The following is a 25,379-nucleotide window of genomic DNA, read 5'->3' as shown; positions in this document are numbered from 1 at the left end:
AATTTGTTGTCGGTCGCCTCGGCGACGCGTTTGCAGAAATACTCACAGCCGCCATAGAGCGTATCGAGCGCCTTCGGCCAGCTGGCGGCGAGCCGCCATCTCACCTCCGGCGAAGACTGTGCAATGGCTGGTGCCGCAACTGCGGCGCTCGCCGCGAGCCCGGCGCCTGTCACTTTCAGGAATTCACGACGTTTCATGCGTATCCCTCCGTTGCGTCGATTCCTCGACTAAGGGAACGATCTTCGTGTCGTCTTGGCCTCGCCGCTAACCGACGTGGTTGTGATGATGTGGCGTTTCCGATGGCCCTTCGGGCTCTTGTGGATTCCGTGCGTTGCGGTTCCAGCGTCAGGATGACTGGTCGTTCTGCGATAATCAAGCGCTGTCGCGGCGCTCGCAGTTGCGAGAGCCGCGCGCAGTTGCCACACAGGAGCCATGACGAGCACATGCGAAAAACCCCGGAGATAGCAGGATCTCCGGGGTGCCTCCGTCCTTAGTCGTGTAACCCGCTCAACGGCTCACGTCTTGGTCCGCATCCGCATCATGAAGCTGTCGAAGCTGAGCTCCGCAACCTGGAACCAGGGCAGTGCCTCCGCGCGATAGGCGGACAGGCTTGCATACATCTTGCCGAAATGCGGGTTGGTCTTGGACAGTTCGGCATAGGTCTCGTTGGCGGCCGCGTAGCAGGCTTCGAGAACCTCCTGCGGGAAGGCTTTCAACGTCGCGCCCGCGACCAGGAGCCGCTTCAGTGCCGGCGCGTTCAACGCGTCGTACTTGCCGGTGATCCACGTAAAGGTATCGCGCGAGGCCGCATCGACCGCCGCTTGATAATGCTTCGGCAGCGTATTCCACTTGTCGAGGTTGATGATGTTGTGGCCCTGGCTCGTGCCTTCCCACCAGCCGGGATAGTAGTAGTACTTCGCGACCTTGACGAAGCCGAGCTTCTCGTCGTCGTAGGGACCGACCCATTCGGCGGCGTCGATCGTGCCTTTTTCGAGCGCCGGATAGATGTCGCCGCCGGCAATCTGCTGCGGCACCGCGCCGAGCTTGGCCATGATCGTGCCGGCAAATCCGCCAATGCGGAATTTCAGGCCCTTGATGTCGTCGAGCGTCTTGATCTCCTTCCGGAACCAGCCGCCCATCTGGGCGCCGGTGGAGCCGGTCGGGATGCCGTAGCAATTGTGCTCCTTCAGGAGATCGTTGACGAGCTCCTGCCCGCCGCCCCACAGCAGCCACGAGATCTGCTGGCGCGTGTTCAATCCGAACGGGAGCGCGGTGGCGAAAGTGAAAGCGGGATTCTTGCCCCAGTAGTAATAGAGCGCGGTGTTGCCCATCTCGACGGTGCCGTTCGAGACTGCATCCAGGACCTGCAAGCCCGGGACGATCTCGCCGGCGGCGAAGGGCTGGATCTGGAATTTGTTGTCGGTGATCTCGGCGACCTTCTTGGTGAAATATTCACAGCCGCCGTAAAGGGTGTCGAGCGACTTCGGCCAGCTCGTGGCATAGCGCCACCTGACCTCGGGCGACGACTGCGCAATCGCGGGCGCAGCCACGGCTGTGCTCGCGGCCAGGCCGGCGCCCGTTACCTTCAGAAAATCACGACGTTTCATGCGTACCCTCCGTAGTGTCGATGCTTCGACCCAGGAACGATCTTGCTGTCGTCTTGTCTTCGTCGAGGTTCGACGTTGTTTTGTTTGAGGCTTGCTAGCGTTTCCGAACGGCCCTGATGGGCTCTTTTTTTGGAGTTCCGGTCATTGCGGTTCCGTCAGCAAGGATGACCGGACGCCTTGCGATAATCAAGCCTCATGCCTCCCTCGCATCTGCGAACGCGGGCCAGACGCAAGTCGGGCCCACGACGATCTGCTAATCGATTGGGCAATAACAAAAGGGAGGCTCGCGCATGACGGGCAAGAAGGTCGTGGTCGCCGGGGCGACCGGTCTCGTCGGCAACGCCGCGCTGCGGCACTTCGGCACATCGGAGCCGTCAGAGGTTGTGGCGCTGTCACGGCGCAAGCCGCGCGATCTCTATGGCGCCCGCCACGTACCGGTAGACCTCACCAGCGAAGCCGATTGCCGCCGTGCTGCGGCCGAGCTCAAGGGCGCCACCCACCTGATCTACGCCGCGCTCTACGAGGCGCCGCAGCTCGTCGACGGCTGGCGCGATCCGCAGCAGATCAGGACCAACGATGTAATGCTGCGCAATCTGATGGGCGCGCTCGAGCCTGTGGCGCCGGATCTCAGGCATGTCGCCCTGCTGCAAGGTACCAAGGCGTACGGCGTTCACGTTCGTCCGCTGACGGTGCCCGCACGCGAAGGCCGTTCCGAAATGTACGAGCAGCCCAATTTCTACTGGGCACAGGAAAACTTCCTGCGCGAGCTTCAGGCCGGAAAGGACTGGCACTGGAGCATCCTGCGTCCTGTCCTGATCGTCGGCCTCGCCATGGGCGGCGCGATGGACCTGATCCCGCCGCTCGGCGTCTACGCCGCGATACTGCGCGAGCAGGGCAGGCCGCTGGATTATCCCGGCGGCGCCGCGCGGGTGTCGCAAGCGGTCGATGTCGATCTCCTCGCGCGTGCGATCGCCTGGTCCGGCGAGGCCAAGGCCGCGCAGAACGAAGCCTTCAACGTCACCAATGGCGATGTCTTCACTTGGGAAAACATCTGGCCCGCAGTGGCCGACGCGCTGGAGATGAAGCCCGGCAAGCCGGCCCCGCTGTCGCTCGCCAAGGAGTCCCCGAACTGGATCGAACCTTGGGACGCGCTCCGGCGCAAGCACGACCTGGTATCGCCCGGCCTCGCCGAATTCGTCGGCCTGTCATTCCAGTATGCCGACTACAGCCTGCGCTACGGACAAACCGAGTCCGGCCCGCCCTCCATCGTCTCGACCGTGAAAATCAACCGCGCCGGCTTCACCGAGATGATGGACACCGAGGACATGTTCCAGAAGTGGTTCAGGCAGGCGAAAGACGAGCGGCTGCTGCCTTGAAGCCAGAAATTTAGGTCGCCCGCCCGCACCAACCCGCAATGACGCGCACATCATCGCCAGGATGATGTAAGTGGGAGCGTCTCCTGCTGCGGTGCAAAATCGGTTGGCGCCGATGGCGGCATATGATGCTCAAAGAGCCCGCGCGCCCCAAATTGAAAAATTCCAATGCTCAGGGCATGTTCATCCCATGATTTCGATTTTGATCCTTGTGGGGGTCGTCGCCGCCGTCGCGATGACCGAACGAAGCGTTGAACATCTGCCGTTTGCGGTCGCAGCTCTTCTCTTCAACGCCGCTCTGCTGCTGTTATGTCTTGCCGACGCAGAGAGAGCGATCCTGCTGTCTGGTCTGCTGGCAGTCGCAATCGCCGGCATATCAATCGTTAAGTTCAATCACAGCGCGCTGAAATTGACCGTTTCCGATTTGCCTCTGGCGTTTGCGGGCACGGTCCCATTCTTTGTGCTGCAATACCCACGCATGATGCTGGGTGTTCTGGCGGGAGGCGTGATATTCGCCGCCGCTTCGATCGCGGTTCTGTTCCAAGCGGCTGGATCTCCCGTCTCCATCATCTTCCGAATTCCTTTGTTCTGTCTGGCGCTCGTTGGCTTTGCCAAGGCTTCCACGTCAAAGGAGGCCGCTTCTTTGCGTCTTACCCTGACGCAAGGGCGGTGCTTCTACTCCACCTTCATGGCGTCGCTGGGTGCCCCCGCTTCCTGGCGACAGTTCGGCGCGTTGGCGCTGAGCGATATCGCAAACGAACCGCTGCCATTGAGAGAGGCCACCCCTTCGCGTTCCGCCTGTTCTCCCGACATTATCGTCATTCAGCACGAATCTGTCTTCGATCCTCGTATCTTCGGACTGCCTGTCGAGCCGGGCGTCGAGGCCTTCCTGTCCCCGTCAGATGGGGAATCCGGACGCCTGAACGTCGACATCTTTGGGGGAGGTTCGTGGCAATCCGAATTCAGCCTGCTGACCGGCCTTTCGAGTGCCAGCTTCGGTTCAAGCGCCTATTATCTCTTCCAGAAGGGGGCCGGCCGTTTTCATAGCAGCCTGCCCCGTTCGTTGGCATCGCTCGGCTACAAGACGACACTCATATCCAGCTGTCGCCGCGGGTTTCTCAGCTACGACAAATTTTACAGTTCAATCGGTATCGAGGAGCGCATCTTCGCCGACGAACTTCCGCCACCGTTCGATGTCCGGCGTTTCGAGGCGACAAATTCCGACGCAGTGTTTCTGGATGCAGTCATCGATGCGCATACCAGGACGATCACCAGCGATCCGACACCGAGATTTCTGTATGTGCTGACCAACTTCAATCATGGTCCGCACAGCCGGCAGCTCGTGCCGCAAGGTCAATTCGAGAGCGAGCGCACCTTTGCCGCGGCCAGCTGCCGCGATGCTGGATACGCCGAGTACTACACGCGACTGGCAGAGACCGCGACCACCTGGAAAAGGCTCAAAGACAAGCTGGCGAGCAGCGCCCCGGGGCGGCCTGTTCTCATTGTGCACTACGGAGACCATCAGCCGGTGCTGACGAAACAGATCGATCAACACCTGAAACGGCCCGAAGATGGCAGGTCTCGGTTTCGTACATTCTATGCGATAGAGGCCCTCAACATCCCTGATTTCACCGCGGGACCGGGCGCCGACCTCGATATCGCCTTCCTTGGCACTGTTGCCTTGCAACGGGCGGGCGTTGCGCTCGACCCGATATTTGCCACGCGCGCGAGCTTGCTCGATGATTGTGGAGAAGCCTACTTCGCGTCAGCTTCCGAACGGAAGCGTCGTTTCCATCGCACGCTGGTGGATCTGGGCTTGATAGACCTGATGCCAAGCGCGAAGCAAGCTCGCTAGAGCGGTTCATCGATTGATTGAATCGGGAGGGATTCCGTCGGGCGGCGGTTTGTGATTCAAGATGCTGGCTGGATCGGAGGCCAGCATCAGATGGTCCGACCTCTTTCGAATGATCTTCGTGAACGAGCCGTGAAGGCGGTGGAATCCGGCGAGAGTTGCCATGCTGTGGCGGCCCGGTTCGATGTTGCAGTGTCGTCCGTCGTGAAGTGGAGGCAGCGCTATCGCGCGACGGGTTCGGTGGCGCCGGGCAAGATGGGCGGTCACCGTAAGCCGGTTCTGGGGCCGCATCGAGCGTTCATCGTGGAGCGGATCAGGCAGACGCCACATCTAACGCTGCACGGGCTGAAGGACGAGCTTGCCGCGCGAGGCGTGAAAGTCTCACACCATGCGGTATGGACCTTCCTGCGACGCGAAGGTCTCAGCTTCAAAAAAAACACTGTTCGCCCTTGAGCAGGGTCGCGCCGACGTCGCGCGGCGGCGGCAGCGCTGGCGCAGCTTGCAGGATCGCCTCGATCCAAGCCGCCTGGTGTTCATCGACGAGACCTGGATCAAGACCAACATGGCCCCGTTGCGCGGCTGGGGATCCAAGGGCGAGCGGTTGCGCGGCTTTGCGCCGCACGGTCACTGGCGAACCCTGACCTTCCTCGGTGCCCTACGCTCTGACCAGCTCACTGCGCCTTGCGTGTTCGACGGACCGATCAACGGCGAAAGCTTCCGCGCCTATGTCGAACAGCAACTCGTCAAAGTGCTCAAACCGGGCGACATCGTCGTCATGGATAATCTCGGTAGCCACAAGTCCCCGACCGTCCGGCAGATGATCCGGAAAGCCGGCGCAAGACTGTGGTACCTGCCGCCGTACTCACCCGACCTCAACCCGATCGAGCAAGTCTTCGCCAAGATCAAGCACTGGATGCGCATCGCACAGAAGCGCACGATCGACGACGCCTGCGACCACATCGGCAACCTCGTCAGAAGCGTTCTGCCCAGCGAATGCAGCAACTACTTCGTTAATGCCGGATACGCTTCTATCAAAAAATGAAACGCTCTAGCTCGGCGCGCTATCACGCGACACGGCTTCACGAGCAATGTGAATGGCGCTCTGTCGCTAAGACTTCGGAGCGGCGGCGCATTTCGTCCGCTCGGCCTTCAGCAATGCCCGCATTTTGGCAATGTAAGTGTCGTCGAGAGCCGCCGGTAGATCGGCACAGATGTACGGCAAATGAAACCTGACGTCTTCCTCGAAGCTGCGGCGCCACTCCGGTTCATCGTAGACGCCGAGAATCTCGTCATAGGCGAACAGCATGTGAGCGACGAAGTTCTTGTAGCGCACCCATTCATCCGGATCGGCCCGCAACTTCTGCAGATTCGGCTCGACCAGGTTGGGATATCGCAGCAGGGATTCACTGTAGGACATGTAGACCTGCCGGGCGGTCGCGATCCTCGCATTGGTGCGGATGCTCCAGACCTGATAGGCCACAAAGACGAGGGCCGCAGCGGCCACCACCGCAGAGGCGATCTGTGCCGTATTGCCATGCCTGCTGGCAAACGAGGGTTTGGGCGGTTCCATGAATGCTCTGCCCGAAGTCGTGGGAATGATCTGATTGACCGGACGCTAGACCAGCATCGGTCGATAAAGTGTTGCCATGACTGGTCATCGGATTAGGTTCTGTACCCATAACCATTGAGCGTTTGGGTTTGTCGTGATTCAAGGTCCCAGGAGGACCTTGATCATGGCCCGGTACGATGTTTCGGAGACCGAGTGGCGTTTGATCGCACCGCTGCTGCCCAACAAACCGCGGGGCGTGGCACGGGTGGACGACCGACGCATCATCAATGCGATCTTTTATGTTTTGAGGACGGGCTCGCCCTGGCGCGATCTGCCCAGTCGCTACGGGCCTTATACGACCGCCTATAATCGCTATAACCGCTGGTCGAAGGCTGGCGTCTGGCTGCGGATTTTCGAGACACTTGCGGCGCAATCACCCGGATCCCTGCACCTCATAGACTCTTCGATCATTCGCGCTCACCAGCATGCAGCCGGCGGTAAAAAGGGGGCCCGGATCACGCCATTGGCCGTTCTCGTGGAGGACTGAGCACCAAGATCAACGCCGTCGTGGATGAGAATGGCCTTCCATTGCGGATCGTGCTCTCCGCCGGACAGGCATCTGACAAGGCCGCCGTGGCAGCCCTGCTTGAGGGACTGCCGCCGGCCCGCGCGCTCATTGCCGATCGCGGCTACGACGCTCAGGCCATTGTCGAACTGGTTCGCCAGCGCGGCAGCGAGGCGCACATCCCGACCCAGCGGGACCGTAAAGTTCAGCGCTCCGTCGATCCGGGCCTCTATCGCCAGCGCAATATGATCGAGCGCTTCTTCTGCAAACTCAAACACTTCCGCCGCGTCGCTACGCGCTTCGACAAACTCGCTAGAAACTTCCTCGCCGCTGTTCTGCTGGCATCAACGAGACTTTGGCTCCGAGCTTATGAGTCCACGACCTAGTCCGCGATTGCGCTCATTCGCACGCCCGCGCTCCGAAGCGCTTCCTCCCCCGCTTGCGGGGGGCTGGGGAGAGGGTATCTCCGCAACCGCACAATCCCCCGGAGGAGAGAGCCCTCACCCGGCGCTAAGCGCCCTTCCCACCGCAAGCGGGAGAGGTGCAGCGAGACCGCGGCTACACCAACTCAACCCAAGCACTATCCCTCCTTCGCGAACGCCGCCTCCATCGCCTTCCGCGTCCTGATCGTGTCGTTGTTCGCGTCGAATTCCACGTCGCTCCAGCGTACGATCTCGCCATGGGCGACGTCGTGCTTCAGCTTGAGGCGATGCGCGAGGCCGATCGGCAGGGCGCTTGTCTTGAGGCTCGCGGCGGCCGGCACCAGCTTGCCCCACACGGTGTAACCGCCTTCGCCGTCCAGCATCTCGCCGGCACGCAGATTGCGCTTGGCTACGGAGGCGACGTCGCCGCGGAAGCCGTAGGGCTGCCCGGTTGGCTCGCCGCGCAGTGCAGCCGACAGGATCGACACGTTCAGCTCGAGCCCGATCAGATGATACGGCTTGTACATCGCGGCAAAGCGCCCGCTGCCGTCGGTCTTCAGGCCGTACTGCCTGAAGCAGTCGGCGGCGTAGTCGTTCGGCGCCTCCAGCACGACATAGACGCCCCAGCGCAGATCGCGAAACACCGGCCTTCCATCGCGTTCGAGCGACGACACCACCTCCACCACGCCCGATCGCTCCAGCACGCCGCCGCGTGAGCGCGGTCGCATGATGTGCGGCAGATCGTCGACGCCGCAGGGCGGAAACAACAATCCTTCCGATGGGACGTCGAGCCCACAAGCGTTCGCGATCGCGGCCATCTCGATCGCCGATTTGGTGCCGTCGAGGAAGGAGTTGAACATCTGCGGATTCATGCCGGCCGACTGTGCTTCGCCCGCGGTCAGGCCGTAATGCTGCCAGACGCCATCCGGCGTCACGTCGTGATAGGCTGGCAGATATTTCGTGCCCTTGCCGGCGGCCACCACGCGAAAACCGGTGGCGCGGGCCCAGTCGACCATCTCGGCGGTCAGCGCCGGCTGGTCGCCATAGGCGAGCGAATAGACCACGCCGGCTTTCCGCGCTTCCTCGGCGAGCAGCGGGCCGGCCAGCACGTCGGCCTCGACATTGACCATCACGACATGCTTGCCCGCAGCGATTGCCGCGCGTGCGTGCCTGATGCCGACGGCGGGATTGCCGGTCGCTTCCACCACGACATCTATCGCCCCGCCGGCAATGGCGCGTGCGCCGTCATCGGTGAAGGTGGTCGCCGCGATCCGCTCGGCGCTCCACCCCACGGTGCGGCAGGCCTCGCGCGCACGGTCGCGGTCGAGGTCGACGATAACAGGCACCTCGAGCCCGGGCGTATGCGGCACCTGCGCCAGAAACATCGAGCCGAATTTGCCGGCGCCGATCAGGGCAACACGGACAGGGTTGCCGGCGGCAGCGCGGGCCTGGAGGAGGCGGAAGAGGTTCATGGGAATGTTTCCGGTGCTGCAGAAATTCGTGAGAGGCCCGTCTTTATCCAGATCGTCATGGCCGGGCTTGACCCGGGCATCCACGCCTTACGGCTGGCAACCGTGTCAAGACGTGGATGCCCGGGTCAAGCCCGGGCATGACGGCTGAGGATTTTGTGCGAGGAGTACTACTCCGCCGCCTGCCGCGGCGCACGCGCAAGCCGCACCAGCGCATCATCATCCACCGTCTTGATCGGCGCGAAGTCGCGATGGGCGATGTACTCCGGCCGCGTCGGCTTGCGGATGTAGTTCGAGACCGCATTCAGCGTCAGGTACACGATCTTGCGCGGGTAGGGCGTGATGTTGCCGGCCGAGCCATGCACGAGATTACCGTGGAACATCAGCATGCCGCCGGGCTTGCCGGTCGGCGCGACGATGCCGCCCTGCTTGACCAGCCGCGTCACGGTCTCCTCGTCCAGCGTCCACAGCGGATAGGACGTGGTGGCGAGGTCATGCGAGGCCTTGAGATCGCCGGCGTTCTGGCTCTGCGGCACCAGCATCAGCGGGCCGTTGATCGGCATCACCTCGTCGAGGAAGATCGCGATGTTCATCGCGCGCGGCTCCGGCATGCCGTCGTCGCGCTTCCAGGTGCCGTAATCCTGGTGCCACTGCCAGACGTCGCCGGTGAAGGCCGATTTCGCGTTGATCTTGAACTGGTGCATGTAGACCGGCTCGCCGAACAGCTGCTCGACCGGCTCGATCATGCGCGGATGCGCGCCCAGAAGGCCGAATGCTTCGTTGTAGAGATGCGCGGCAAACGCCGTGCGCGGCGCGCCGCTCTTCTCGCGCCAGACCTCGGGCCGGTTGGCATCGTAAATGCCGACCGCTTCGCGGGCGAGCAAATCGACTTCCTCCTGGCTGAACAGCTCGGGCAAAAACAGCCAGCCTTCGCGGTGGAAGAATTCCAATTGCTCCTGAGACAGTTTCATGGGTCGTCCTCCTTGGTTTTGTTCTGTTTTTCTCGTCATTCCGGGGCGCGCGAAGCGCGAGCCCGGAATCCATTTCTCCGCAGTCTCCGTCGCCCAATGGATTCCGGGCTCGACGCTACGCGTCGCCCCGGAATGACAGCGAGTGTGTTGCTACGCCGCCGCCTCGTCCGTCGCCCTCAATCTCTCCTCAGTCATCCGTCCCGCCGTCTGCGCATGCGCCAGCGCCGCGCGTTCGGCCGCCTTCGCTTCCCCGCTGAGAATGTGTCCGGCAATCGTGGCATGCTCGGCCCAGGCGCTGCCGCGATAATCGAGCTCTGACAGCACGGTCGCCATCGAGCGGCGCATATGCGGCCATTGCGGCGATATCGTCTCCTCGATCACGGGATTGCCGGCGAGCTGGTAGATCGCGCGGTGAAAATCGACGTCGAGCGTGATGAGCTCGCTGAGCGAGGTGTTGCGGTCGATGCCGCGCCCGGCGGCGAGCGCCGCGTCCAGCCGCGCGCGTCCCGCCGCGTCGCTGGCCGCACGCGTCGCTGCGAGCCGCGCCGCCAACGCATCAATCGCGCCGCGCACCTCGTAGAGCTGGCGAATGCGCGAGGGGTCGAGCTGGGTGACTTCAAAGCCGCGCCGGCCGCTCTCGGCGACGAGTCCCTGCCGGTGCAGCAGATGCAGCGCGTGCGACACCGGCTGGCGTGACACGCCGAGCTTGTCGGCGAGCTCGTTCTGCCGGATGCGCTGGCCGGGTTGCAGCGTGCGGTCGGAGATCGCCTCGAGGATCCGGGCATAGACCTGGTCGATCAGGTTCGGGAGCGGGTCGAGAGGGATCAAGCCAACAACTCCAAAAGGCCAAAATGGAATACGGAATTCCATATTCGAAGGTATCGCGGGAGGGGGAGGCGGTCAAGACGGCCTGCGAGGCCTCGCGCTAAGCCATTGATATCGCTAGACCCGTCTACTGTGCATGGGGTTGTTTTCGCGCGAATTGCGCCGCGAGGCTATTCCGCCAGAAACGCGTCCACCACCTCGCCGAACTCCAGCGGCGCCTGCTCGAACATCCAGTGGCCGGCATTCTCGATCACCGCCGTCCTGGCGCCGGCGATGTGGCCGGCCAGCACGCGCCACATCACCGACAGGCTGCCGGTGGTCGCACCGCCGCCGATCAACAGCGTCGGTGTCCTGATCGCCTGCGCATCGCCGAGCGTGTAAGGCCTGCGTTGCTCGTTGATCTGGCCGAGGAAGGTCAACGCATTGTCGCGCAATTGCTGCTTGGCTGCGGCCGGCACCCGCCGCCACGAGCCGTCGCCTTCGATGCCCTCGTAGAAGTTCTGCAGCGCGCCATCGAGGTCGCCGGCGCGGATCATCTCGACCGAGCGCGCCGTGCGCGCGGCGAGCGGCGGATGCGCGGGCGTCCCCACCGGCACCGGCAGGCTGGAATCGAGATCGCCGCCCGGCTCGGCCAGCACCAGCTTGCGCAGCAGATCCGGCCGCGCCTGCGCCACGCGAAAGGCGATGTGGCCGCCGCGCGAATGGCCCATCAGATCGACCGGCCCGGGCTTGACCTGCTCGATGAAGGCAATCGTGTCAGCGACGTGCTGCGCCATCTTGTAGTCGTCGCCGATGGCGTCCCAATGCTCGGGAAAGAAATGCCGGAGGCTGACCGAGATCACGCGATGGCTCTTCGACAGCGGGCCGAGCACCGAATACCAGGTGCGAAAATCCCCCAGCGTGCCGTGCACGCAGACCAGCGGATGGCCCTCTCCGACTTCGAGATAGGCCATGTCGTAACCGTTGACGCGGAAGGTCTGCATGATCAGCTCGCCAGAAAATCGAGAACGACTTCGGAGTATTTCTGCGGCGCCTGCTCGAACATCGGATGCGTCGCGTTCGGAATGATCGCCGTCTTCGAATAGGGCACATGCGCCGCCAGCGCATGCAGCACCTTCGGCAGCAGCCCTTTGGTCCGCGCGCCCAGGATGAACAGCGTCGGCATCCTGATCGCCTCCGCATCCGCCTTCGAGAAGGGCGGGCGATTGTCGCGGACCTGGCCGATCAGCGTGGTGGCGTTGTCGCGCAGGTTCTGCTTCACCATCGCCGGCAGCCGCGGCCAGGTGCCGGCGCCTTCCAGCGTGTCGACGAACACCGCGAGGCCGCCATCGACGTCCCCGGCCGCGATCTTCTCGGCCGAGGCCGTGAACCGCGCCAGCAGCGGCGAAGGGCCGCCGACGTAATCCGGATCGAGGCTCGCATCGAGCTCGCCGCCGGGCTCGGCCAGGATCAGCCGCCGCAACAGGTCGGGGCGCGCCTGCGCCGCGCGGAAGCAGATGTGCCCGCCGCGGGAATGGCCCATCAGGTCGACCGGACCGAGGTCGAGCTTTTCGATGAAGGCGATGACGTCCTGGACGTGCTGGGCGATCGAATAGGTGTCACCGAGGCCGTCCCATCGCTCTGGGAAGAAGTGCCGCAAGCTGACGACGATCATCCGGTGCCGCTGCGTCAGCGGCCCGAGCACGCAACCCCAGACGCGGAAGTCATTGAGCGAGCCGTGCACGCAGACCAGCGGCGGCCGTCCCAGGTCTTCGCCCACGTCGAGATAGGGCATGTCGTATCCGTTGACGTGGAGGCTTTGCATTCGGGGCTCGCGGGAAGGGGGTGGAACTCCTGTGCAAGATCCCCGGAAACCGGGTGGATCGCAACTATTTCCAAGCCTAGATTTAGGCGCAGACCACTATGGGGGCATGCGACAAGGACGCATCCAGGAACCAGGCCATGACCAACCAGCATTTTGCCCTGTTCGACACCAGGATCGGCCTCTGCGCCATCGCGTGGGGTCCGCGCGGCATCAACGGCACGCAGCTGCCGATGGGCGGTGAGGACAAGATCCGCACCCGCATCAGCCAGCGTCACACCGAAGCCAGCGAGGCCGAGCCAACTCCGGAAGTGCAACGGGCGATCGATCGCATCGTCAAGCTGCTCGCGGGCGAGCCGGACGACCTCACCGACATCCCGCTCGATCTCGACGGCGTGCCCGACTTCAACCGCGGCGTCTACGAGATCGCCCGCGCCATCCCGCCCGGCAAGACCATCACCTATGGCGATATCGCCAAGCGCCTCGGCGGCGTCCAGCTGTCGCGCGACGTCGGCCAGGCGCTCGGGCACAACCCGTGCCCCATCGTCGTGCCCTGCCATCGCGTGCTGGCGGCCGGCAATAAGCCCGGTGGCTTCTCGGCCAATGGCGGCGTGGTGACCAAGCTGAAGATGCTCGAGATCGAAGGCGCGCTGGTGAACCACACGCCGAGTTTGTTCGATTGATCTCTTCTCTACCCTCCCCTGGAGGGGGAGGGTCGGCGCGTAGCGCCGGGGTGGGGTGATCTCTCAACTCGGGCACTGTACGATGTGGAGAGACCGTCACCCCACCCCGCTGCGCATTCCGCTTCGCTGCATGCGCATCGACCCTCCCCCTCCAGGGGAGGGTTAACAAGGGCGCCCTAAATCTTCGCCGCCGCCTTCGGCCAATATTTATCGCGCAAATGACGCTTCACCAGCTTGCCTGTGGGCGTGCGTGGCAGCTCGGCTTCGAAATCGATCGAGCGCGGGCATTTGATTGTCGAAAGCCGCGTCCTGCAGTAGGCGATCAGGTCGGCCTCGAGCGCCTTGCCGGCGCGCGTCATGTCGTGCGGCTGCACCACTGCCTTCACCTCTTCGCCCATCTCCTCGTTCGGCACGCCGAATACGGCGACGTCGGCGATCTCAGGATGGGTGATCAGCACGTCCTCGGTCTCCTGCGGGTAGATGTTCACCCCGCCGGAAATGATCATGTAGGACTTGCGGTCGGTGAGGAACAGGAAGCCGTCCTTGTCGAGATAACCGACATCACCGAGCGTCGACCAACCCTTGGCGTTGTAGGCCTTCTTCGTCTTCTCGGGATCGTTGTGATAGGTGAACGCCGGCGCGTCGGCGAAATAGACCGTGCCGATCTCGCCTAGCGGCTGCTCCTCGTCGTTCTCGTCCAGTATCTTGATCTTGCCGACCACGGCGCGGCCGACGCTGCCGCGGTGCTCCAGCCATTGTTGCGAGTTGCAGACGGTGACGCCGTTGCCTTCGGAGCCGGCGTAATATTCGATCAGGATCGGCCCCCACCATTCGATCATCTTGGCCTTGACGTCGACGGGGCAGGGCGCGGCGGCGTGAATCGCGCCCTTGAGCGTGGAAACGTCGTACTTGGTGCGTACATCGTCCGGCAGCTTCAGCATGCGCACGAACATGGTCGGCACCAGCTGGGACTGCGTGACCTTGTATTTCTCGACCAGCTTCAAGAACTCTTCGGCGTCGAAATGCTCCATGATGATGGAGGTGCCGCCCAGCACGGTCGCCATCATGTTGAACCGCAGCGGAGCTGCGTGATAGAGCGGCGCCGGCGACAGATAGATGCTGTCCGCGTTCATGCCGCACATGTCGGCGCACAGCACGCGCAGGAGCGGGTTCGGCGCGTCGATCGTCTTGCCTTCGAATGCCTTCTTGACGCCCTTGGGTCGGCCGGTGGTGCCGGACGAATACAACATGTCGTAGCCCGCGACCTCGTCCGCGATCGGCGTCGTCGGCTGCGCAGCTGCTTCCTTGTCGTAGGATCTGAAGCCGGGCAGTGGCTCGTCCATCATGTAGAAGATAGGCCCGCCCTGCGCACCCTCGATCAGTCCCTTGATCTGGTCGGCGCATTTCGGCGTGGTGATCACGACCTTGGCGCCGCAATCGGCGATGATGTAGTCGATCTCGTCCTGCTTCAAATAGCGGCTGATCGCGGTGTAATAGAGCCCGCTGCGTTGTGCCGCCCAGCAGATCTCCATGAAGGCGAGCCGGTTCTCCATCAATAGCGCGATGTGGTCGCCGGCCTTCAGGCCCAGCGAGCGGAAAAGGTGTGCGCCTTGGTTCGAGAGCTCGTCGAGCTCGCGATAGGTGATCGCCTTGCCGGTCCCGGCCATCTGGTAGGCGATCTTGTTTGGCGTCGTCTTCGCGTAGACGGACGGATGGGTCATGGCGTTTCCTCAAAAAAGAGGCGAGCGGTAAGTGGCGACAGGGGCGGAAGCCGCCTCCTGTCACCACTCGCCACTCGCCATTTGTTCTTCGCTTTTCTTCTTAAAGTCGCTCGACGATCGTCACGTTGGCCATGCCGCCGCCTTCGCACATGGTCTGGAGACCATAGCGCTTGCCGCGCTGATGCAGGGCGTGGACCAGAGTCGTCATCAGCTTGGTGCCGGAGCCGCCGAGGGGATGGCCGAGCGCGATCGCGCCGCCATTGACGTTGAGGCGCTCCGGATCGGCGCCGGTGGTCTTCAGCCACGCGGTCGGCACCGAGGCGAAGGCCTCGTTGACCTCGAACAGATCGATGTCGCCGATCTTCATGCCGGACTTCTCCAGCGCGCGCTTGGTGGCATGCACGGGCGCGTCGAGCATGATGACGGGGTCGCCGCCCATCATGGTCATGTGATGGATGCGCGCGATCGGCTTCACGCCGAGCTGCTTCAGGCCGCGCTCGTTCACCACCATGACGCCGGAGGCGCCGTCGCAGATCTGGCTGGCGCTGGCCGCGGACAGCTTGCCGTTCTCGGCGATCAGCTTGACGCCCTTGATGCCGTCGAGCGTGGCGTCGAAACGGATGCCCTCGTCGATATGGTGGGTGTCCTTGCTGCCGTCGGCGCGGGTGATCTCGAGCGGCACGATCTCCTTCTTGAAGTGACCGGCCTGGGTCGCCGCGATCGCGCGCTGATGGCTGTTGTAGGAGTACTCGTCGAGCTCGTTCTTGGACAGGCCGTACTTCTCGGCCATCATCTCGGCGCCGGTGAACTGGCTGAACACGATGTTCGGATAGCGGTGCTCGATGCCAGGGCTCTTGTAATTGCCAAAGCCGTTCTTGGCCGGGAGCTGCGACGACAGCCCCATCGGCACGCGCGTCATCGATTCCACGCCGGCCGCGATCACGACGTCCATCGCGCCCGACATCACCGCCTGCGCCGCGAAGTGCAGCGCCTGCTGCGACGAACCGCACTGGCGGTCGATCGAGGTGCCAGGAACGCTCTCCGGCAGCTTCGAGGCCATGATGGCGTTGCGGGCGACGTTGTTCGACTGCTCGCCGACCTGCATGACGCAGCCCATGATCACGTCCTCGACGAGGGCGGGATCGACATTGGTGCGGTCGACCAGCTCGTCCAGTACCTTGGCGGCGAGATCGGCCGGATGCCAGCCGGCGAGGCGGCCCCCCTTGCGCCCGCCGGCGGTACGCGCAGCGGCGACGATGTATGCCTCGGCCATTTCGGTCTCTCCCTGAATTGTTCTGTATCGAGTTGGGTTGTCGGGGCGATTTAAGGGGTGGGATATCGATTAGTCAATCGATCAATTAACTCTTGTGATGAGGTGCGGCTTCGGCTTATCTGCGCCCGCTTCAAGCGGCGAGAACAGGGATCTCCGTGACTACCAGCGTACCGAACAGGCTCCCCAGCGCAAAGAATTCCACGGCGGAGAAATTGCTCGTGGCCGCGAGCGAGCTGATGATCGAACGTTCCTCGATCGAGATTTCCCTGAGCGACATCGCCCAGAAGTCGGGCGCCAACGCCGCACTGGTCAAATATCATTTCGGCAACAAGGACGGCCTGCTGCTGGCGTTGCTCGCGCGGGATGCCGCGACCGAGATGTCCAATCTCGAATATCTGCTGGCGCAGCCGATCGCCTCGACGGCTAAGCTGAAGCTGCACATCGCCGGCATCATCCGCGCCTATTACCGGTTCCCCTACATGAACCGGCTGATCCACTATCTCCTGCATGAAACCAACGCAGGCTCCGCCGACGAAGTCTCGAAGTTCTTCGTCGCGCCGCTGCTCGACTTTCATCGCCGCCTGCTCGCCGAAGGCGTCAGCCGCGGCGAGTTTCGCGCCACAGATCCGGTGCTGTTCTACACCAGCCTGATTGGCGCCTGCGATCACCTGTTCTTCGGCCGGCACGCGATGTCGCGCGCGACCGGCGTCGGCCCGGTCACCGACGACGTCTGCCGGCAATATATCAGGCACATGGAAACGCTGATCTGCGGCGGCATCCTCACGCAAGCCGGGGAAGCTGCCGCGGCCGGATAATCCGGTCGAAACTTTGAAGTCTAGAGAAGAAACGCCCAAGGAAAGGTACAAGCGATGGAATTGAAAGACGTAGCCGTTCTCATCACCGGCGGCGGTTCGGGCCTCGGCGAAGCGACCGCCCGCGCCATGGCGGCCAAGGGCGCCAAGATTGGCGTGATCGACCAGAACAAGGACAACGCCGAGAAGGTCGCCGCTGAAGTGAAAGGCATCGCGCTCCACGCCGACGTCACCAGCGAGGAGCAGATCAAGGCCGCGATCGCCAAGGCGGAAGCCGCGCATGGCGTCGCGCGCGTGCTGATGAATTGCGCCGGCATCGGCGGCTCGCAGCGCATCGTCGGCCGCGACGGCGTCTATCCCTTGGAAAAGTTCGCGCGCATCATCAACGTCAATCTGATCGGCACCTTCAACTGCCTGCGGCTGTTCGCCGAACGTCTCGTCACGATCGAGCCGGTCGGTGAGGAGCGCGGCGTCATCATCAACACCGCTTCGGTTGCCGCTTATGAAGGCCAGATCGGCCAGATCGCCTATTCGGCCTCGAAGGGCGGCGTCGTCGGCCTCACCCTGCCGGCCGCGCGCGACCTCGCCAGTCAGAAGATTCGCGTCAACACCATCGCGCCGGGCCTGTTCTTCACCCCTCTGCTGATGGGTCTGAACGAGGAAGCCCGCAAGAGCCTGGGCGCCCAAGTGCCGCATCCCTCGCGGCTCGGCGATGCCAAGGAGTACGGCTCGCTCGCGGTGCACATCGTCGAGAATCCGATGCTGAATGGCGAGACGATCCGTCTGGATGGTGCGATCCGGATGGCGCCGCGATAGGTTCGTTTTCCGACCCTCCCCTGGAGGGGGAGGGTCGATCGCGCGAAGCGCGAGCGGGGTGGGGTGATCTGGCGGTGTCTTAATGCGGAGAGACTGTCACCCCACCCCGTCTCACATTTCGCTGCGCTTCATGTGAGCCGACCCTCCCCTCCAGGGGAGGGTGGGAGACGATCTCCGTGTGGCAAGAAAGCACGAGGCCCCATGCCCCAACCGCTGCTGATCGAGCATGACGACGGCGTCGACCGGGTGACGCTCAATCGTCCTGACAGTCTCAATGCGCTCGATCCGGCGCTGATCGACGCGCTCAACGTCTACTTCCAGGGCCTGCAGCGCAACCGCGACACCCGCGTCGTGGTGCTCAAGGGCGCCGGCAAGAACTTCTGCGCAGGCCTCGACCTCAAGGCTGCGATGGCGCGCCGTGCCGGGCAGCAGGAGCCGCCCGACGTCACGGAGTCGCTGGACTCGCAGCGGCGCATCGCCGACATCGTGATGCTGATGCGGCGCTGCCCGCAGCCGATCCTGTCGCTGGTGCAGGGCGCGGCTGCCGGTGGCGGTTTTGCGCTTGCGCTCGCCTCCGACATCCGCATTGCGACGAAATCGGCGCGGATGAACTGCGCCTTCATCAAGCTCGGCCTCGGCGGCTGCGACATCGGCACCAGCTATTTTCTGCCGCGGCTCGTCGGTGTCTCCGTGGCGTCCGAGCTGATCCTCACGGGGCGCTTCATCGGTGCCGAGCGGGCGCTTGCGGTCGGGCTCGTCTCCGAGGTCGTCGATGAAGACAGGCTCGAAGCCGCCGCCGCGCCCTATGTCGATGCGATGATGACGGCCTCGCCGGTCGGGCTGCGCCTGTCCAAGGAATGTCTCAACATGAGCGTGGACGCCGGATCGCTGGAAGCCGTGATCGCGATGGAGGACCGCAACCAGGTCCTGTGCAGCCGCTCCGAGGAATTTTCGGAAGGCATCAGGGCCTTCCTTGAGAAGCGAAAGCCTGTCTATATCAAGCGCTGAACGACAAAGATCCGCAAAGGACAGTAATTCCGGGAGACGCAAAATGAGTGGAAGCGCGGCGGCGGTGATGACGAAGCCCGCCTTTCGCAAGGTGGAGTGGCTGGCGCGCGACATTGATGTCGAGCGACGCGCCGACGGCACGGTGGTGCTGAAGTCGCGCATTCCGCTGCAGGCTTACGAGAAGCATCTTCCCGCCTCGCTCGCGAAATGGGCCAGGCAAGCGCCTGAGCGCATCTGGCTGGCACAACGCGGCGGTCCGAACCGCGAATGGCGCAAGGTGTCGTATGGCGAAGCCAAGCGCACCGTCGATGCGCTGACGCAGGCGCTGCTCAATCTCAGGCTCGACGGCCGCCCGGTCACGATTCTCTCCAGCAATTCGATCGAGCATGCGCTGATGACGCAGGCGGCGATGCAGGCGCGCTCGCCGGCAGCGCCGGTGTCGCCGGCCTATTCGTTGATGAGCCACGACCACGTCAAGCTGAAGTATCTGTTCGACCTGATCAAGCCGGCCGTGGTGATGGTGCAGGACGGCCCGACGTTCGAAAAGGCGCTGAAGGCGCTCGATCTCACCGGCGTCACCGTCGTTCACGTCGTGCGCCCCTGCGACGGCATCAAGAGCGTCAGCTTTGCCGAGTTCGCGGCAACGCCGGTGACGGCCGATGTCGAGGCGTCGATCGCGAAGATTACACCCGATACCGTCGGCAAGCTGCTGTTCACTTCCGGCTCGACCGGCATGCCCAAGGCCGTCATCAACACGCAGGAGATGATGTGCGCCAATGCGGCGATGATGATGCAGGTGCGGCCGCGCGATCCCGACGGTCCAATCTCGACCATGCTGGACTGGATGCCGTGGAATCACACCATGGGCGGCAATGCCGCGTTCCATCCGGTGCTGGTCGACGGCGGTACGCTCTATATCGACGACGGCCGGCCGATGCCGGGCCAGTTCGAGGAGACGCTGCGAAATTTGCGCGAGATCTCGCCGACCTATTACGCGAACGTGCCGGCCGGCTATGCAGCGCTCGCGGCGGCGATGGAGAAGGACGACGCGCTGTGCCGCTCGTTCTTCAAGAACCTCTCGATCATGGCCTATGGCGGCGCGCGGCTGCCCGACGATCTCTACGACCGCATGCAGGCCCTTGCGGTGAAGACCACCGGCGAGCGCATCGTGTTCTACACCGGCTGGGGCTCGACCGAGACCGCGCCGACCTCGACGGGCACCTATTGGAACACCGAGCGCGTCGGCCTGATCGGTCTGCCATTCCCCGGCGTCGAACTGAAGATGGTGCCGTGTGGCTCGAAATACGAACTGCGCCTTCGCGGCGTCAACGTCACGCCTGGCTATTTCGGCCAGCCTGACCTGACGAAGAAGATGTTCGACGAGGAAGGCTTCTACTGCATCGGCGACGCCGGCATTTTCGTCGACGATACCGATCCGGTGAAGGGCATCATCTTTGCCGGCCGTGTCGTGGAGGATTTCAAGCTCACCACCGGCACCTTCGTCCATGTCGGCTCGCTGCGCACCGACGCGATCGCGGCCGCAACGCCGGTCGTGCATGACGCGCTGGTGGCGGGACAGGATCGTGCCTTCATCGGCCTCTTGGCCTGGCCGAACCTGCATGCCTGCCGCCAGCTTGTCGGCAATCCTGATCTCAGCTTCGACGATGCGGTGAGGCATCCGGAGGTGATCGCCTGCTTCAGGCGTGGGCTCGAAGCTCACAACAGGGAGTGCGAAGGCGCCAGCAGCCGCATCATCGCCCGCGCCATGCTGATGGCCGAGCCGCCCTCGATCGACGGCAACGAGCTCACCGACAAGGGTTACATCAACCAGCGCGCCGGCCTCGAGCGCCGCGCCGCGCTGGTGGCGCGGCTCTATGCGGACAAGCCGGATCAGGATGTGATTGTGCTGCGATGAAGACCCGTCTCTATCACCTCGTCATTCCGGGATGGCCCGAAGGGCCAGGCCCGGAATCCATAACCCCGGCTGGTGGTTATGGATTCCGGGCTCGCGCCCCGGAAGGACGGCACAAAATGAAGATGAATAAACAAAGGTAGCCCGCCATGAATTTTGATTTCTCCGACGACCAGAAGCAGCTCCGCGACCAGGCGCGCAAATTCCTCACCGAAAAATGCTCGCCCAAGGCCGTGCGCGTCGTGCTCGACGGCAACGCGCCCTACGACAAGGAGTTGTGGAAGGGCCTCGCCGAGATGGGCTTTCTCGGCGTCGCAATCCCCGAGGAATTCGGCGGCGCCGGTGCCGGTCATCTCGAGCTGTGCGTAATCGCCGAGGAAATGGGCCGAGCCAATGCGCCGGTGCCGTTCTCCTCGACCGTCTATCTTGCCGCCGAAGCGCTGCTGATCGCGGGCAGCGACGCGCAGAAGAAGAAGTGGCTGCCGGCGATTGCCTCGGGCGAGGCGATCGGCACGCTGGCGCTGTTCGAAGGCAAGGGCAATCCGTCGCCGAAGGCCATCAAGCTGACGGCTGCGAATGGTGTGCTCAACGGCGTCAAGAAGCCGGTGGCCGATGGCGCGATTGCCGACGTCGCAGTGGTTGCCGCGCGCACGGGATCGAGCGGTCGCGACGGCGACATCTCGCTGTTCCTGGTCGATCTCAAGGCAGGCGGCGTCGAGGTGAAGAGTCTCACCAACCTCGATCCGACCCGCGGACAGGCCGAGATCGCCTTCACGAACTGCAAGGCGGAGCCGCTGGGCGCCGCCGGCGAAGGCTGGAGCATCCTCACCCAGGTGCTCGACCGCGCCGCCGTGCTCTGCGCCTTCGAGCAGGTCGGCGGCTCCGATCGCGCGCTGGAGATGGGCCGCGACTACGCGCTCGACCGCATCGCCTTCGGCCGCCAGATCGGCTCGTTCCAGGCGGTCAAGCACATGCTGGCCGACATGTATGTGTCGGCGACGCTGGCGCGCTCCAACAGCTATTACGGCGCCTGGGCGCTCTCGACCAACGCCGCCGAGTTGCCTGAAGCCGCCGCGGCTGCGCGCATCAGCGCGACGCAGGCGTTCCAGCACTGCGCCAAGAACAACATCCAGGTTCACGGCGGCATGGGGTTCACCTGGGAGTTCGACTGCCACATGTATTACCGCCGCGCCAACGCCATGGCGCTCGGGCTCGGCAGCCTCACTTATTGGGAAGACCAGTTGATCGACCGCATGCGCAAGAAGAACGCGGCGTAGCGAACGGTGCGTAGGGCGGGTCAGCGGAGCGGGTTGCGCAAAGCGCAAGCCGCTCCGCGTAACCCACCATCCAACCGCGAACGACACTCTGGAGAAGTGGTGGGTTACGCCTTCGGCTAACCCACCCTACGAAGACAAGAGAACCGTCATGAACTTCGACGACACCCCGCAGGAAGCCGAATTTCGCGCCACCGCACGCGCCTGGATCGGCGCCAACGCGCCCAAACAATACGAGGAGGATCTGCGCAAATCCTCGCTCGGCCGCACCGTGCTCAAGAACGGCAACATTCTCGAGGTCGCAAAGGCCTGGCAGAAGAAGAAGGCCGACGCCGGCTGGGCCTGCCTGCACTGGCCGAAGGAGTATGGCGGTCGTGGCTCGTCGCCGATCGAGCGTGTGATCTGGCAGCAGGAAGAGGGGCCGTTCGGCCAGCTGTCACGCATGTTCATCATCGGACACGGTATGTGCGGGCCGACCATGATGGCGTTCGCGCGCGAGGAGCATAAGCGCACCTATCTGCCGCCACTCGCCTCCGGCGAAAAGGTCTGGTGCCAGCTGTTCTCCGAACCTGCCGGCGGCTCCGACGTCGCAGGCCTGCGCACGCGCGCCGAGAAGGATGGCGACGATTGGGTCATCAACGGCCAGAAGATCTGGACCTCAGGCGCGCATTATTCCGACTATGGCATCCTCTTGACCCGCACCGATCCGACCGTGCCCAAGCACAAGGGCCTCACCATGTTCTTCCTCGACATGAAGAGCCCGGGCGTCGAGGTGCGCCCGATCAAGCAGGCGAGCGGAGCCTCCGACTTCAACGAGGTCTATTTCACCAATGTCCGCATTCCCGATCACCAGCGCCTCGGCGAGGTCGGTGACGGCTGGAACGTCTCGCTGACCACGCTGATGAACGAGCGCAGCGCGATCGGCGCGGCCGTCTCGACCGGTTTCCCGGAGCTGTTCGAATATTGCTCCAGCCTGATGCTGGATGATGGTCCGGCGATCGAGGATCGCGCGGTGCGCTCGAAGCTGGCGAACTGGGCGGTGAAGGCGAGCGGGCTGAAATACACCAGCATGCGCGCGATCTCGGCGCTGTCGAAGGGCGAGCGGCCGGGACCGGAAAATTCGATCGGCAAGCTGGTGGCGGGCTCCATGATCCAGGACGTCGCGACCTATGCATTGGACTTGCAGGGTGCGAGCGGAGTGCTTAGCGGCGAGGACGCCGAACTCGCCGGCCGCTTCCAGGCGATGCTGTTGCGTGCGCCGGGTACGCGGGTCGAAGGTGGCACCGACGAGATCATGCGCAACATCATCGCCGAGCGGGTGCTGGGCCTGCCCGGCGATATCCGTGTCGACAAGGACGTGCCGTTCAACAAGATCCCGACGAAGGGAAGAGGGTAGAGGTCCATCATGAATTTCGACGACACTCCGCAGGAAGCGGAATTTCGCGCCACCGCGCGCAAATGGGTCGCCGCCAACGCGCCGAAGGAGTTCGAGGCGGAATTGTCGAAGTCCTCGCTCGGCCGCATCCGGCTCGCCAAGCACGATATGGTCGCGGTCGGCAAGGCCTGGCAGAAGAAGAAGTTCGAAGGCAATTGGGCCTGCCTGCATTGGCCGAAGGAATATGGCGGCCGCGGCGCGACACCGATCGAGAAGGTGATTTGGCAGCAGGAAGAGGGTGTCTACGGCAAGCTGACGCAGCCGTTCCAGATTGGCGAGGGCATGTGCGGCCCGACCGTGATGGCATGGGGCAGTGAAGAGGCCAAGCGCCGCTATCTGCCGAAGCTCGCCTCCGGCGAGGAGATCTGGTGCCAGTTGTTCTCGGAGCCAGCTGGCGGCTCCGATGTCGCCGGACTACGAACCCGCGCAGAAAAACAAGGCGATAACTGGATCGTCAATGGCCAGAAGATCTGGACCTCCGGCGCGCACTATTCCGATTACGGCCTGCTGATCACCCGCACGGATCCGAACGTGCCCAAGCACAAGGGCCTCACCATGTTCTTCCTGGACATGAAGAGCAAGGGTGTGGAAGTGCGACCGATCAGGCAAGCCAACGGCATGCAGGAATTCAACGAGGTCTATTTCACGGACGTCGTGATTCCCGACAGCCAGCGGCTTGGCGCCGTCGGCGAGGGCTGGAGCGTCTCGCTGACCACGCTGATGAACGAACGCATGTCGATTGGTGCGCGGCTTGCGACCGGTGTCCCTGAACTGTTCGAGTTCTGTTCGAACCTGATGCTGGAAGATGGACTGGCTATCGACGATCCCGCCGTTCGCTCGAAACTGGCGAACTGGGCGGTGAAATCGAGCGGGCTGAAATACACGAGCTACCGGGCGATCTCGGCGCTGTCGAAGGGGGAGCGGCCCGGTCCTGAGAATTCCATTGGGAAGCTGGTGTCGGGCGTGATGCTGCAGGACATCGCAGCTTATGCGATGGACCTCCAGGGTACTGCCGGCGTGCTCACCGGGGAAGCCGAGGAAATCGTTCAGGGCCAGTTCCAGCAGATGCTGCTGTCCGCTCCGGGAATGCGGATCGCCGGCGGCACCGATGAAATCCTGCGCAACATCATTGCCGAGCGGGTGCTGGGATTGCCGGGAGATATTCGCGTCGACAAGGACGTGCCGTTTAACAAGATCCCGACCAAGGGTAGATAAGAGGTATTGTGTCCCGGCCGCCCGCATCACTGTGCGCTGCGGGCGGCCGGGACCGAAAGGCGAGTTAGGCAATGGACGCAAAAGTGAATCAGACCGACCGCATCGGCGTGCTCGAACAGCTCCTCAACGAGCGCTATTCCGTCCGCGCCTTCCTGCCGAAGCAAGTCGATCGCGCGACGATCGAGCATGTGCTGACGACGGCGCAGCGTACGGCGTCCTGGTGCAACAGCCAGCCGTGGCAGGTCATCATCGCCAGTGGCGAAGCCAAGGAGCGCTTTCGCCAGCTGATCTACAAGGAAGCGTCGGGCGGATTGGGCGATGATTACGACTTCACTCCGCCGCGCGAGTATGTCGGCGTCTATCTGGAACGCCGTCGCGAAAGCGGCTTCCAGCTCTACAATACGCTCGGGATCGCCCGAGGCGACAGAAGCGCCTACGCCAAGCAGGCGCTGGAGAATTACAATTTCTTCGGCGCGCCGCATGTCGCGATCATTCACACCAATGAACCGCTCGGTATCTACGGTGCGATCGATTGCGGCGCCTATGTCTCGAACTTCATGCTGGCGGCGCAGGCGCTCGGACTCGGCACCATTCCGCAGGCGGCGATTGCGCGCCATTCCGGCCTGATCCGCCGTCACTTCAATTTGCCCGATGACCGCCGCATCGTCTGCGGCATCTCGTTCGGCTATGCCGACAACGCGCACAAGGTGAACAGCTACCGTACCTCGCGTGCGAGCGTGGCTGAAACGGCGACGTTCGTGGACGAGTGATCGAGACGCGCGAAGGCGGCCGCGAG

The 25,379-nt window shown here is 63.4% G+C and carries 23 protein-coding genes (1 of these 23 running past the window's edge); 13 read left to right on the top strand and 10 right to left on the bottom strand.

Going from position 1 to position 25,379, the window contains the following annotated elements; translation table 11 throughout:
- Positions 1–197: the beginning of a TRAP transporter substrate-binding protein gene (locus WHZ77_RS30180; RefSeq protein ID WP_375311274.1), read on the bottom strand. 895 nt of this gene lie to the left of the window's left edge; the window shows 197 of its 1,092 coding nt (coding positions 1–197); its start codon is at positions 195–197; the stop codon falls past the left edge of the window.
- A 318-nt stretch (positions 198–515) separates the two neighbouring features.
- Entirely contained in the window at positions 516–1,607 is a 1,092-nt protein-coding gene (locus tag WHZ77_RS30175; protein ID WP_375311273.1) for a TRAP transporter substrate-binding protein, read from the bottom strand.
- Between the two features lie 290 nt (positions 1,608–1,897).
- Here WHZ77_RS30175 and WHZ77_RS30170 point away from each other — a divergent pair, with 290 nt between their 5' ends.
- From WHZ77_RS30170 to WHZ77_RS30160, 3 genes are all read left to right on the top strand, one after another.
- Positions 1,898–2,983 (top strand): SDR family oxidoreductase, encoded by a 1,086-nt coding sequence (locus tag WHZ77_RS30170; RefSeq protein ID WP_375311272.1) that lies wholly within the window; start codon positions 1,898–1,900, stop codon positions 2,981–2,983.
- A 187-nt stretch (positions 2,984–3,170) separates the two neighbouring features.
- Positions 3,171–4,835 carry a sulfatase-like hydrolase/transferase gene (locus WHZ77_RS30165; RefSeq protein WP_375311271.1) on the top strand — a complete coding sequence of 555 codons (1,665 nt, stop codon included), beginning with the start codon at positions 3,171–3,173 and terminating at the stop codon, positions 4,833–4,835.
- Between the two features lie 90 nt (positions 4,836–4,925).
- Positions 4,926–5,874 (top strand): IS630 family transposase gene (locus WHZ77_RS30160; protein WP_375309229.1). Its coding sequence is split into 2 segments (ribosomal slippage): positions 4,926–5,261 and positions 5,263–5,874, totalling 948 coding nucleotides; the frame shifts between segments, so codons are not numbered across the junction.
- A gap of 66 nt (positions 5,875–5,940) precedes the next feature.
- Here the strand turns inward: WHZ77_RS30160 and WHZ77_RS30155 are convergent.
- A complete protein-coding gene (locus tag WHZ77_RS30155; protein ID WP_375311270.1) occupies positions 5,941–6,402 on the bottom strand; it encodes a hypothetical protein in 462 nt (153 codons plus the stop codon).
- A 163-nt stretch (positions 6,403–6,565) separates the two neighbouring features.
- Between WHZ77_RS30155 and WHZ77_RS30150 the strand changes: the two genes are divergently transcribed.
- Positions 6,566–7,332 (top strand): IS5 family transposase gene (locus WHZ77_RS30150; RefSeq protein ID WP_339026611.1). Its coding sequence is split into 2 segments (ribosomal slippage): positions 6,566–6,890 and positions 6,890–7,332, totalling 768 coding nucleotides; the frame shifts between segments, so codons are not numbered across the junction.
- A 194-nt stretch (positions 7,333–7,526) separates the two neighbouring features.
- Here the strand turns inward: WHZ77_RS30150 and WHZ77_RS30145 are convergent.
- The 5 genes from WHZ77_RS30145 to WHZ77_RS30125 all read right to left on the bottom strand — a co-directional run bounded on the left by WHZ77_RS30145 (position 7,527) and on the right by WHZ77_RS30125 (position 12,437).
- A complete protein-coding gene (locus tag WHZ77_RS30145; protein WP_375311269.1) occupies positions 7,527–8,840 on the bottom strand; it encodes an NAD(P)H-dependent oxidoreductase in 1,314 nt (437 codons plus the stop codon).
- A 167-nt stretch (positions 8,841–9,007) separates the two neighbouring features.
- Entirely contained in the window at positions 9,008–9,808 is an 801-nt protein-coding gene (locus WHZ77_RS30140) for a phytanoyl-CoA dioxygenase family protein (RefSeq protein ID WP_375311268.1), read from the bottom strand.
- Between the two features lie 150 nt (positions 9,809–9,958).
- Positions 9,959–10,636, bottom strand: a complete 678-nt coding sequence (locus tag WHZ77_RS30135) for a GntR family transcriptional regulator (RefSeq protein ID WP_375311267.1) — start codon at positions 10,634–10,636, stop codon at positions 9,959–9,961.
- Between the two features lie 167 nt (positions 10,637–10,803).
- Positions 10,804–11,616 (bottom strand): alpha/beta fold hydrolase, encoded by an 813-nt coding sequence (locus WHZ77_RS30130; RefSeq protein ID WP_375311266.1) that lies wholly within the window; start codon positions 11,614–11,616, stop codon positions 10,804–10,806.
- Between the two features lie 2 nt (positions 11,617–11,618).
- The gene (locus tag WHZ77_RS30125; RefSeq protein WP_375311265.1) at positions 11,619–12,437 is read right to left on the bottom strand and encodes an alpha/beta fold hydrolase; all 819 of its coding nucleotides are present in this window, start codon (positions 12,435–12,437) and stop codon (positions 11,619–11,621) included.
- A 137-nt stretch (positions 12,438–12,574) separates the two neighbouring features.
- Here WHZ77_RS30125 and WHZ77_RS30120 point away from each other — a divergent pair, with 137 nt between their 5' ends.
- On the top strand, positions 12,575–13,117 hold the full coding sequence (locus WHZ77_RS30120) for a methylated-DNA--[protein]-cysteine S-methyltransferase (RefSeq protein WP_375311264.1): 543 nt from the start codon (positions 12,575–12,577) through the stop codon (positions 13,115–13,117).
- A 176-nt stretch (positions 13,118–13,293) separates the two neighbouring features.
- Here WHZ77_RS30120 and WHZ77_RS30115 read toward each other — a convergent pair whose 3' ends face one another.
- Both WHZ77_RS30115 and WHZ77_RS30110 read right to left on the bottom strand, forming a co-directional pair.
- The gene (locus WHZ77_RS30115; RefSeq protein ID WP_375311263.1) at positions 13,294–14,838 is read right to left on the bottom strand and encodes an acyl-CoA synthetase; all 1,545 of its coding nucleotides are present in this window, start codon (positions 14,836–14,838) and stop codon (positions 13,294–13,296) included.
- Between the two features lie 100 nt (positions 14,839–14,938).
- Positions 14,939–16,111, bottom strand: a complete 1,173-nt coding sequence (locus tag WHZ77_RS30110) for an acetyl-CoA C-acetyltransferase (protein WP_375311262.1) — start codon at positions 16,109–16,111, stop codon at positions 14,939–14,941.
- 236 nt (positions 16,112–16,347) lie between these two features.
- Between WHZ77_RS30110 and WHZ77_RS30105 the strand changes: the two genes are divergently transcribed.
- The 8 genes from WHZ77_RS30105 to WHZ77_RS30070 all read left to right on the top strand — a co-directional run bounded on the left by WHZ77_RS30105 (position 16,348) and on the right by WHZ77_RS30070 (position 25,353).
- Positions 16,348–16,926, top strand: a complete 579-nt coding sequence (locus WHZ77_RS30105; protein WP_375314847.1) for a TetR family transcriptional regulator — start codon at positions 16,348–16,350, stop codon at positions 16,924–16,926.
- A 54-nt stretch (positions 16,927–16,980) separates the two neighbouring features.
- On the top strand, positions 16,981–17,739 hold the full coding sequence (locus WHZ77_RS30100; protein WP_375311261.1) for an SDR family NAD(P)-dependent oxidoreductase: 759 nt from the start codon (positions 16,981–16,983) through the stop codon (positions 17,737–17,739).
- A gap of 201 nt (positions 17,740–17,940) precedes the next feature.
- Positions 17,941–18,747, top strand: a complete 807-nt coding sequence (locus WHZ77_RS30095; RefSeq protein ID WP_375311260.1) for an enoyl-CoA hydratase/isomerase family protein — start codon at positions 17,941–17,943, stop codon at positions 18,745–18,747.
- 43 nt (positions 18,748–18,790) lie between these two features.
- Positions 18,791–20,662 carry an AMP-binding protein gene (locus WHZ77_RS30090; RefSeq protein ID WP_375311259.1) on the top strand — a complete coding sequence of 624 codons (1,872 nt, stop codon included), beginning with the start codon at positions 18,791–18,793 and terminating at the stop codon, positions 20,660–20,662.
- Positions 20,663–20,808: 146 nt separating this feature from the next.
- Entirely contained in the window at positions 20,809–21,936 is a 1,128-nt protein-coding gene (locus tag WHZ77_RS30085) for an acyl-CoA dehydrogenase family protein (protein WP_375311258.1), read from the top strand.
- Positions 21,937–22,084: 148 nt separating this feature from the next.
- On the top strand, positions 22,085–23,329 hold the full coding sequence (locus tag WHZ77_RS30080; protein WP_375311257.1) for an acyl-CoA dehydrogenase: 1,245 nt from the start codon (positions 22,085–22,087) through the stop codon (positions 23,327–23,329).
- 9 nt (positions 23,330–23,338) lie between these two features.
- Positions 23,339–24,583 (top strand): acyl-CoA dehydrogenase, encoded by a 1,245-nt coding sequence (locus tag WHZ77_RS30075; RefSeq protein ID WP_375311256.1) that lies wholly within the window; start codon positions 23,339–23,341, stop codon positions 24,581–24,583.
- A 71-nt stretch (positions 24,584–24,654) separates the two neighbouring features.
- Complete coding sequence (locus tag WHZ77_RS30070; protein ID WP_375311255.1) at positions 24,655–25,353, top strand: nitroreductase; 699 nt, start codon at positions 24,655–24,657, stop codon at positions 25,351–25,353.
- Positions 25,354–25,379: the final 26 nt, after the last annotated feature.

Source organism: Bradyrhizobium sp. A5 (assembly GCF_042076515.1).
Lineage (GTDB): Bacteria > Pseudomonadota > Alphaproteobacteria > Rhizobiales > Xanthobacteraceae > Bradyrhizobium > Bradyrhizobium cosmicum.
Note: the sequence above shows the minus strand (reverse complement) of the source record. Positions and strands in the feature narration are given on the sequence as shown.

Coding starts and splice junctions, on each gene's coding strand:
- WHZ77_RS30120 (WP_375311264.1), top strand. CDS start 12,575: ATGACCAACCAGCATTTTGCCCTGTTCGACACCAGGATCGGCCTCTGC.
- WHZ77_RS30105 (WP_375314847.1), top strand. CDS start 16,348: ATGATCGAACGTTCCTCGATCGAGATTTCCCTGAGCGACATCGCCCAG.
- WHZ77_RS30145 (WP_375311269.1), bottom strand. CDS start 8,840: ATGAACCTCTTCCGCCTCCTCCAGGCCCGCGCTGCCGCCGGCAACCCT.
- WHZ77_RS30175 (WP_375311273.1), bottom strand. CDS start 1,607: ATGAAACGTCGTGATTTTCTGAAGGTAACGGGCGCCGGCCTGGCCGCG.
- WHZ77_RS30070 (WP_375311255.1), top strand. CDS start 24,655: ATGGACGCAAAAGTGAATCAGACCGACCGCATCGGCGTGCTCGAACAG.
- WHZ77_RS30170 (WP_375311272.1), top strand. CDS start 1,898: ATGACGGGCAAGAAGGTCGTGGTCGCCGGGGCGACCGGTCTCGTCGGC.
- WHZ77_RS30095 (WP_375311260.1), top strand. CDS start 17,941: ATGCCCCAACCGCTGCTGATCGAGCATGACGACGGCGTCGACCGGGTG.
- WHZ77_RS30165 (WP_375311271.1), top strand. CDS start 3,171: ATGATTTCGATTTTGATCCTTGTGGGGGTCGTCGCCGCCGTCGCGATG.
- WHZ77_RS30090 (WP_375311259.1), top strand. CDS start 18,791: ATGAGTGGAAGCGCGGCGGCGGTGATGACGAAGCCCGCCTTTCGCAAG.
- WHZ77_RS30080 (WP_375311257.1), top strand. CDS start 22,085: ATGAACTTCGACGACACCCCGCAGGAAGCCGAATTTCGCGCCACCGCA.
- WHZ77_RS30110 (WP_375311262.1), bottom strand. CDS start 16,111: ATGGCCGAGGCATACATCGTCGCCGCTGCGCGTACCGCCGGCGGGCGC.
- WHZ77_RS30075 (WP_375311256.1), top strand. CDS start 23,339: ATGAATTTCGACGACACTCCGCAGGAAGCGGAATTTCGCGCCACCGCG.
- WHZ77_RS30115 (WP_375311263.1), bottom strand. CDS start 14,838: ATGACCCATCCGTCCGTCTACGCGAAGACGACGCCAAACAAGATCGCC.
- WHZ77_RS30140 (WP_375311268.1), bottom strand. CDS start 9,808: ATGAAACTGTCTCAGGAGCAATTGGAATTCTTCCACCGCGAAGGCTGG.
- WHZ77_RS30130 (WP_375311266.1), bottom strand. CDS start 11,616: ATGCAGACCTTCCGCGTCAACGGTTACGACATGGCCTATCTCGAAGTC.
- WHZ77_RS30155 (WP_375311270.1), bottom strand. CDS start 6,402: ATGGAACCGCCCAAACCCTCGTTTGCCAGCAGGCATGGCAATACGGCA.
- WHZ77_RS30125 (WP_375311265.1), bottom strand. CDS start 12,437: ATGCAAAGCCTCCACGTCAACGGATACGACATGCCCTATCTCGACGTG.
- WHZ77_RS30085 (WP_375311258.1), top strand. CDS start 20,809: ATGAATTTTGATTTCTCCGACGACCAGAAGCAGCTCCGCGACCAGGCG.
- WHZ77_RS30100 (WP_375311261.1), top strand. CDS start 16,981: ATGGAATTGAAAGACGTAGCCGTTCTCATCACCGGCGGCGGTTCGGGC.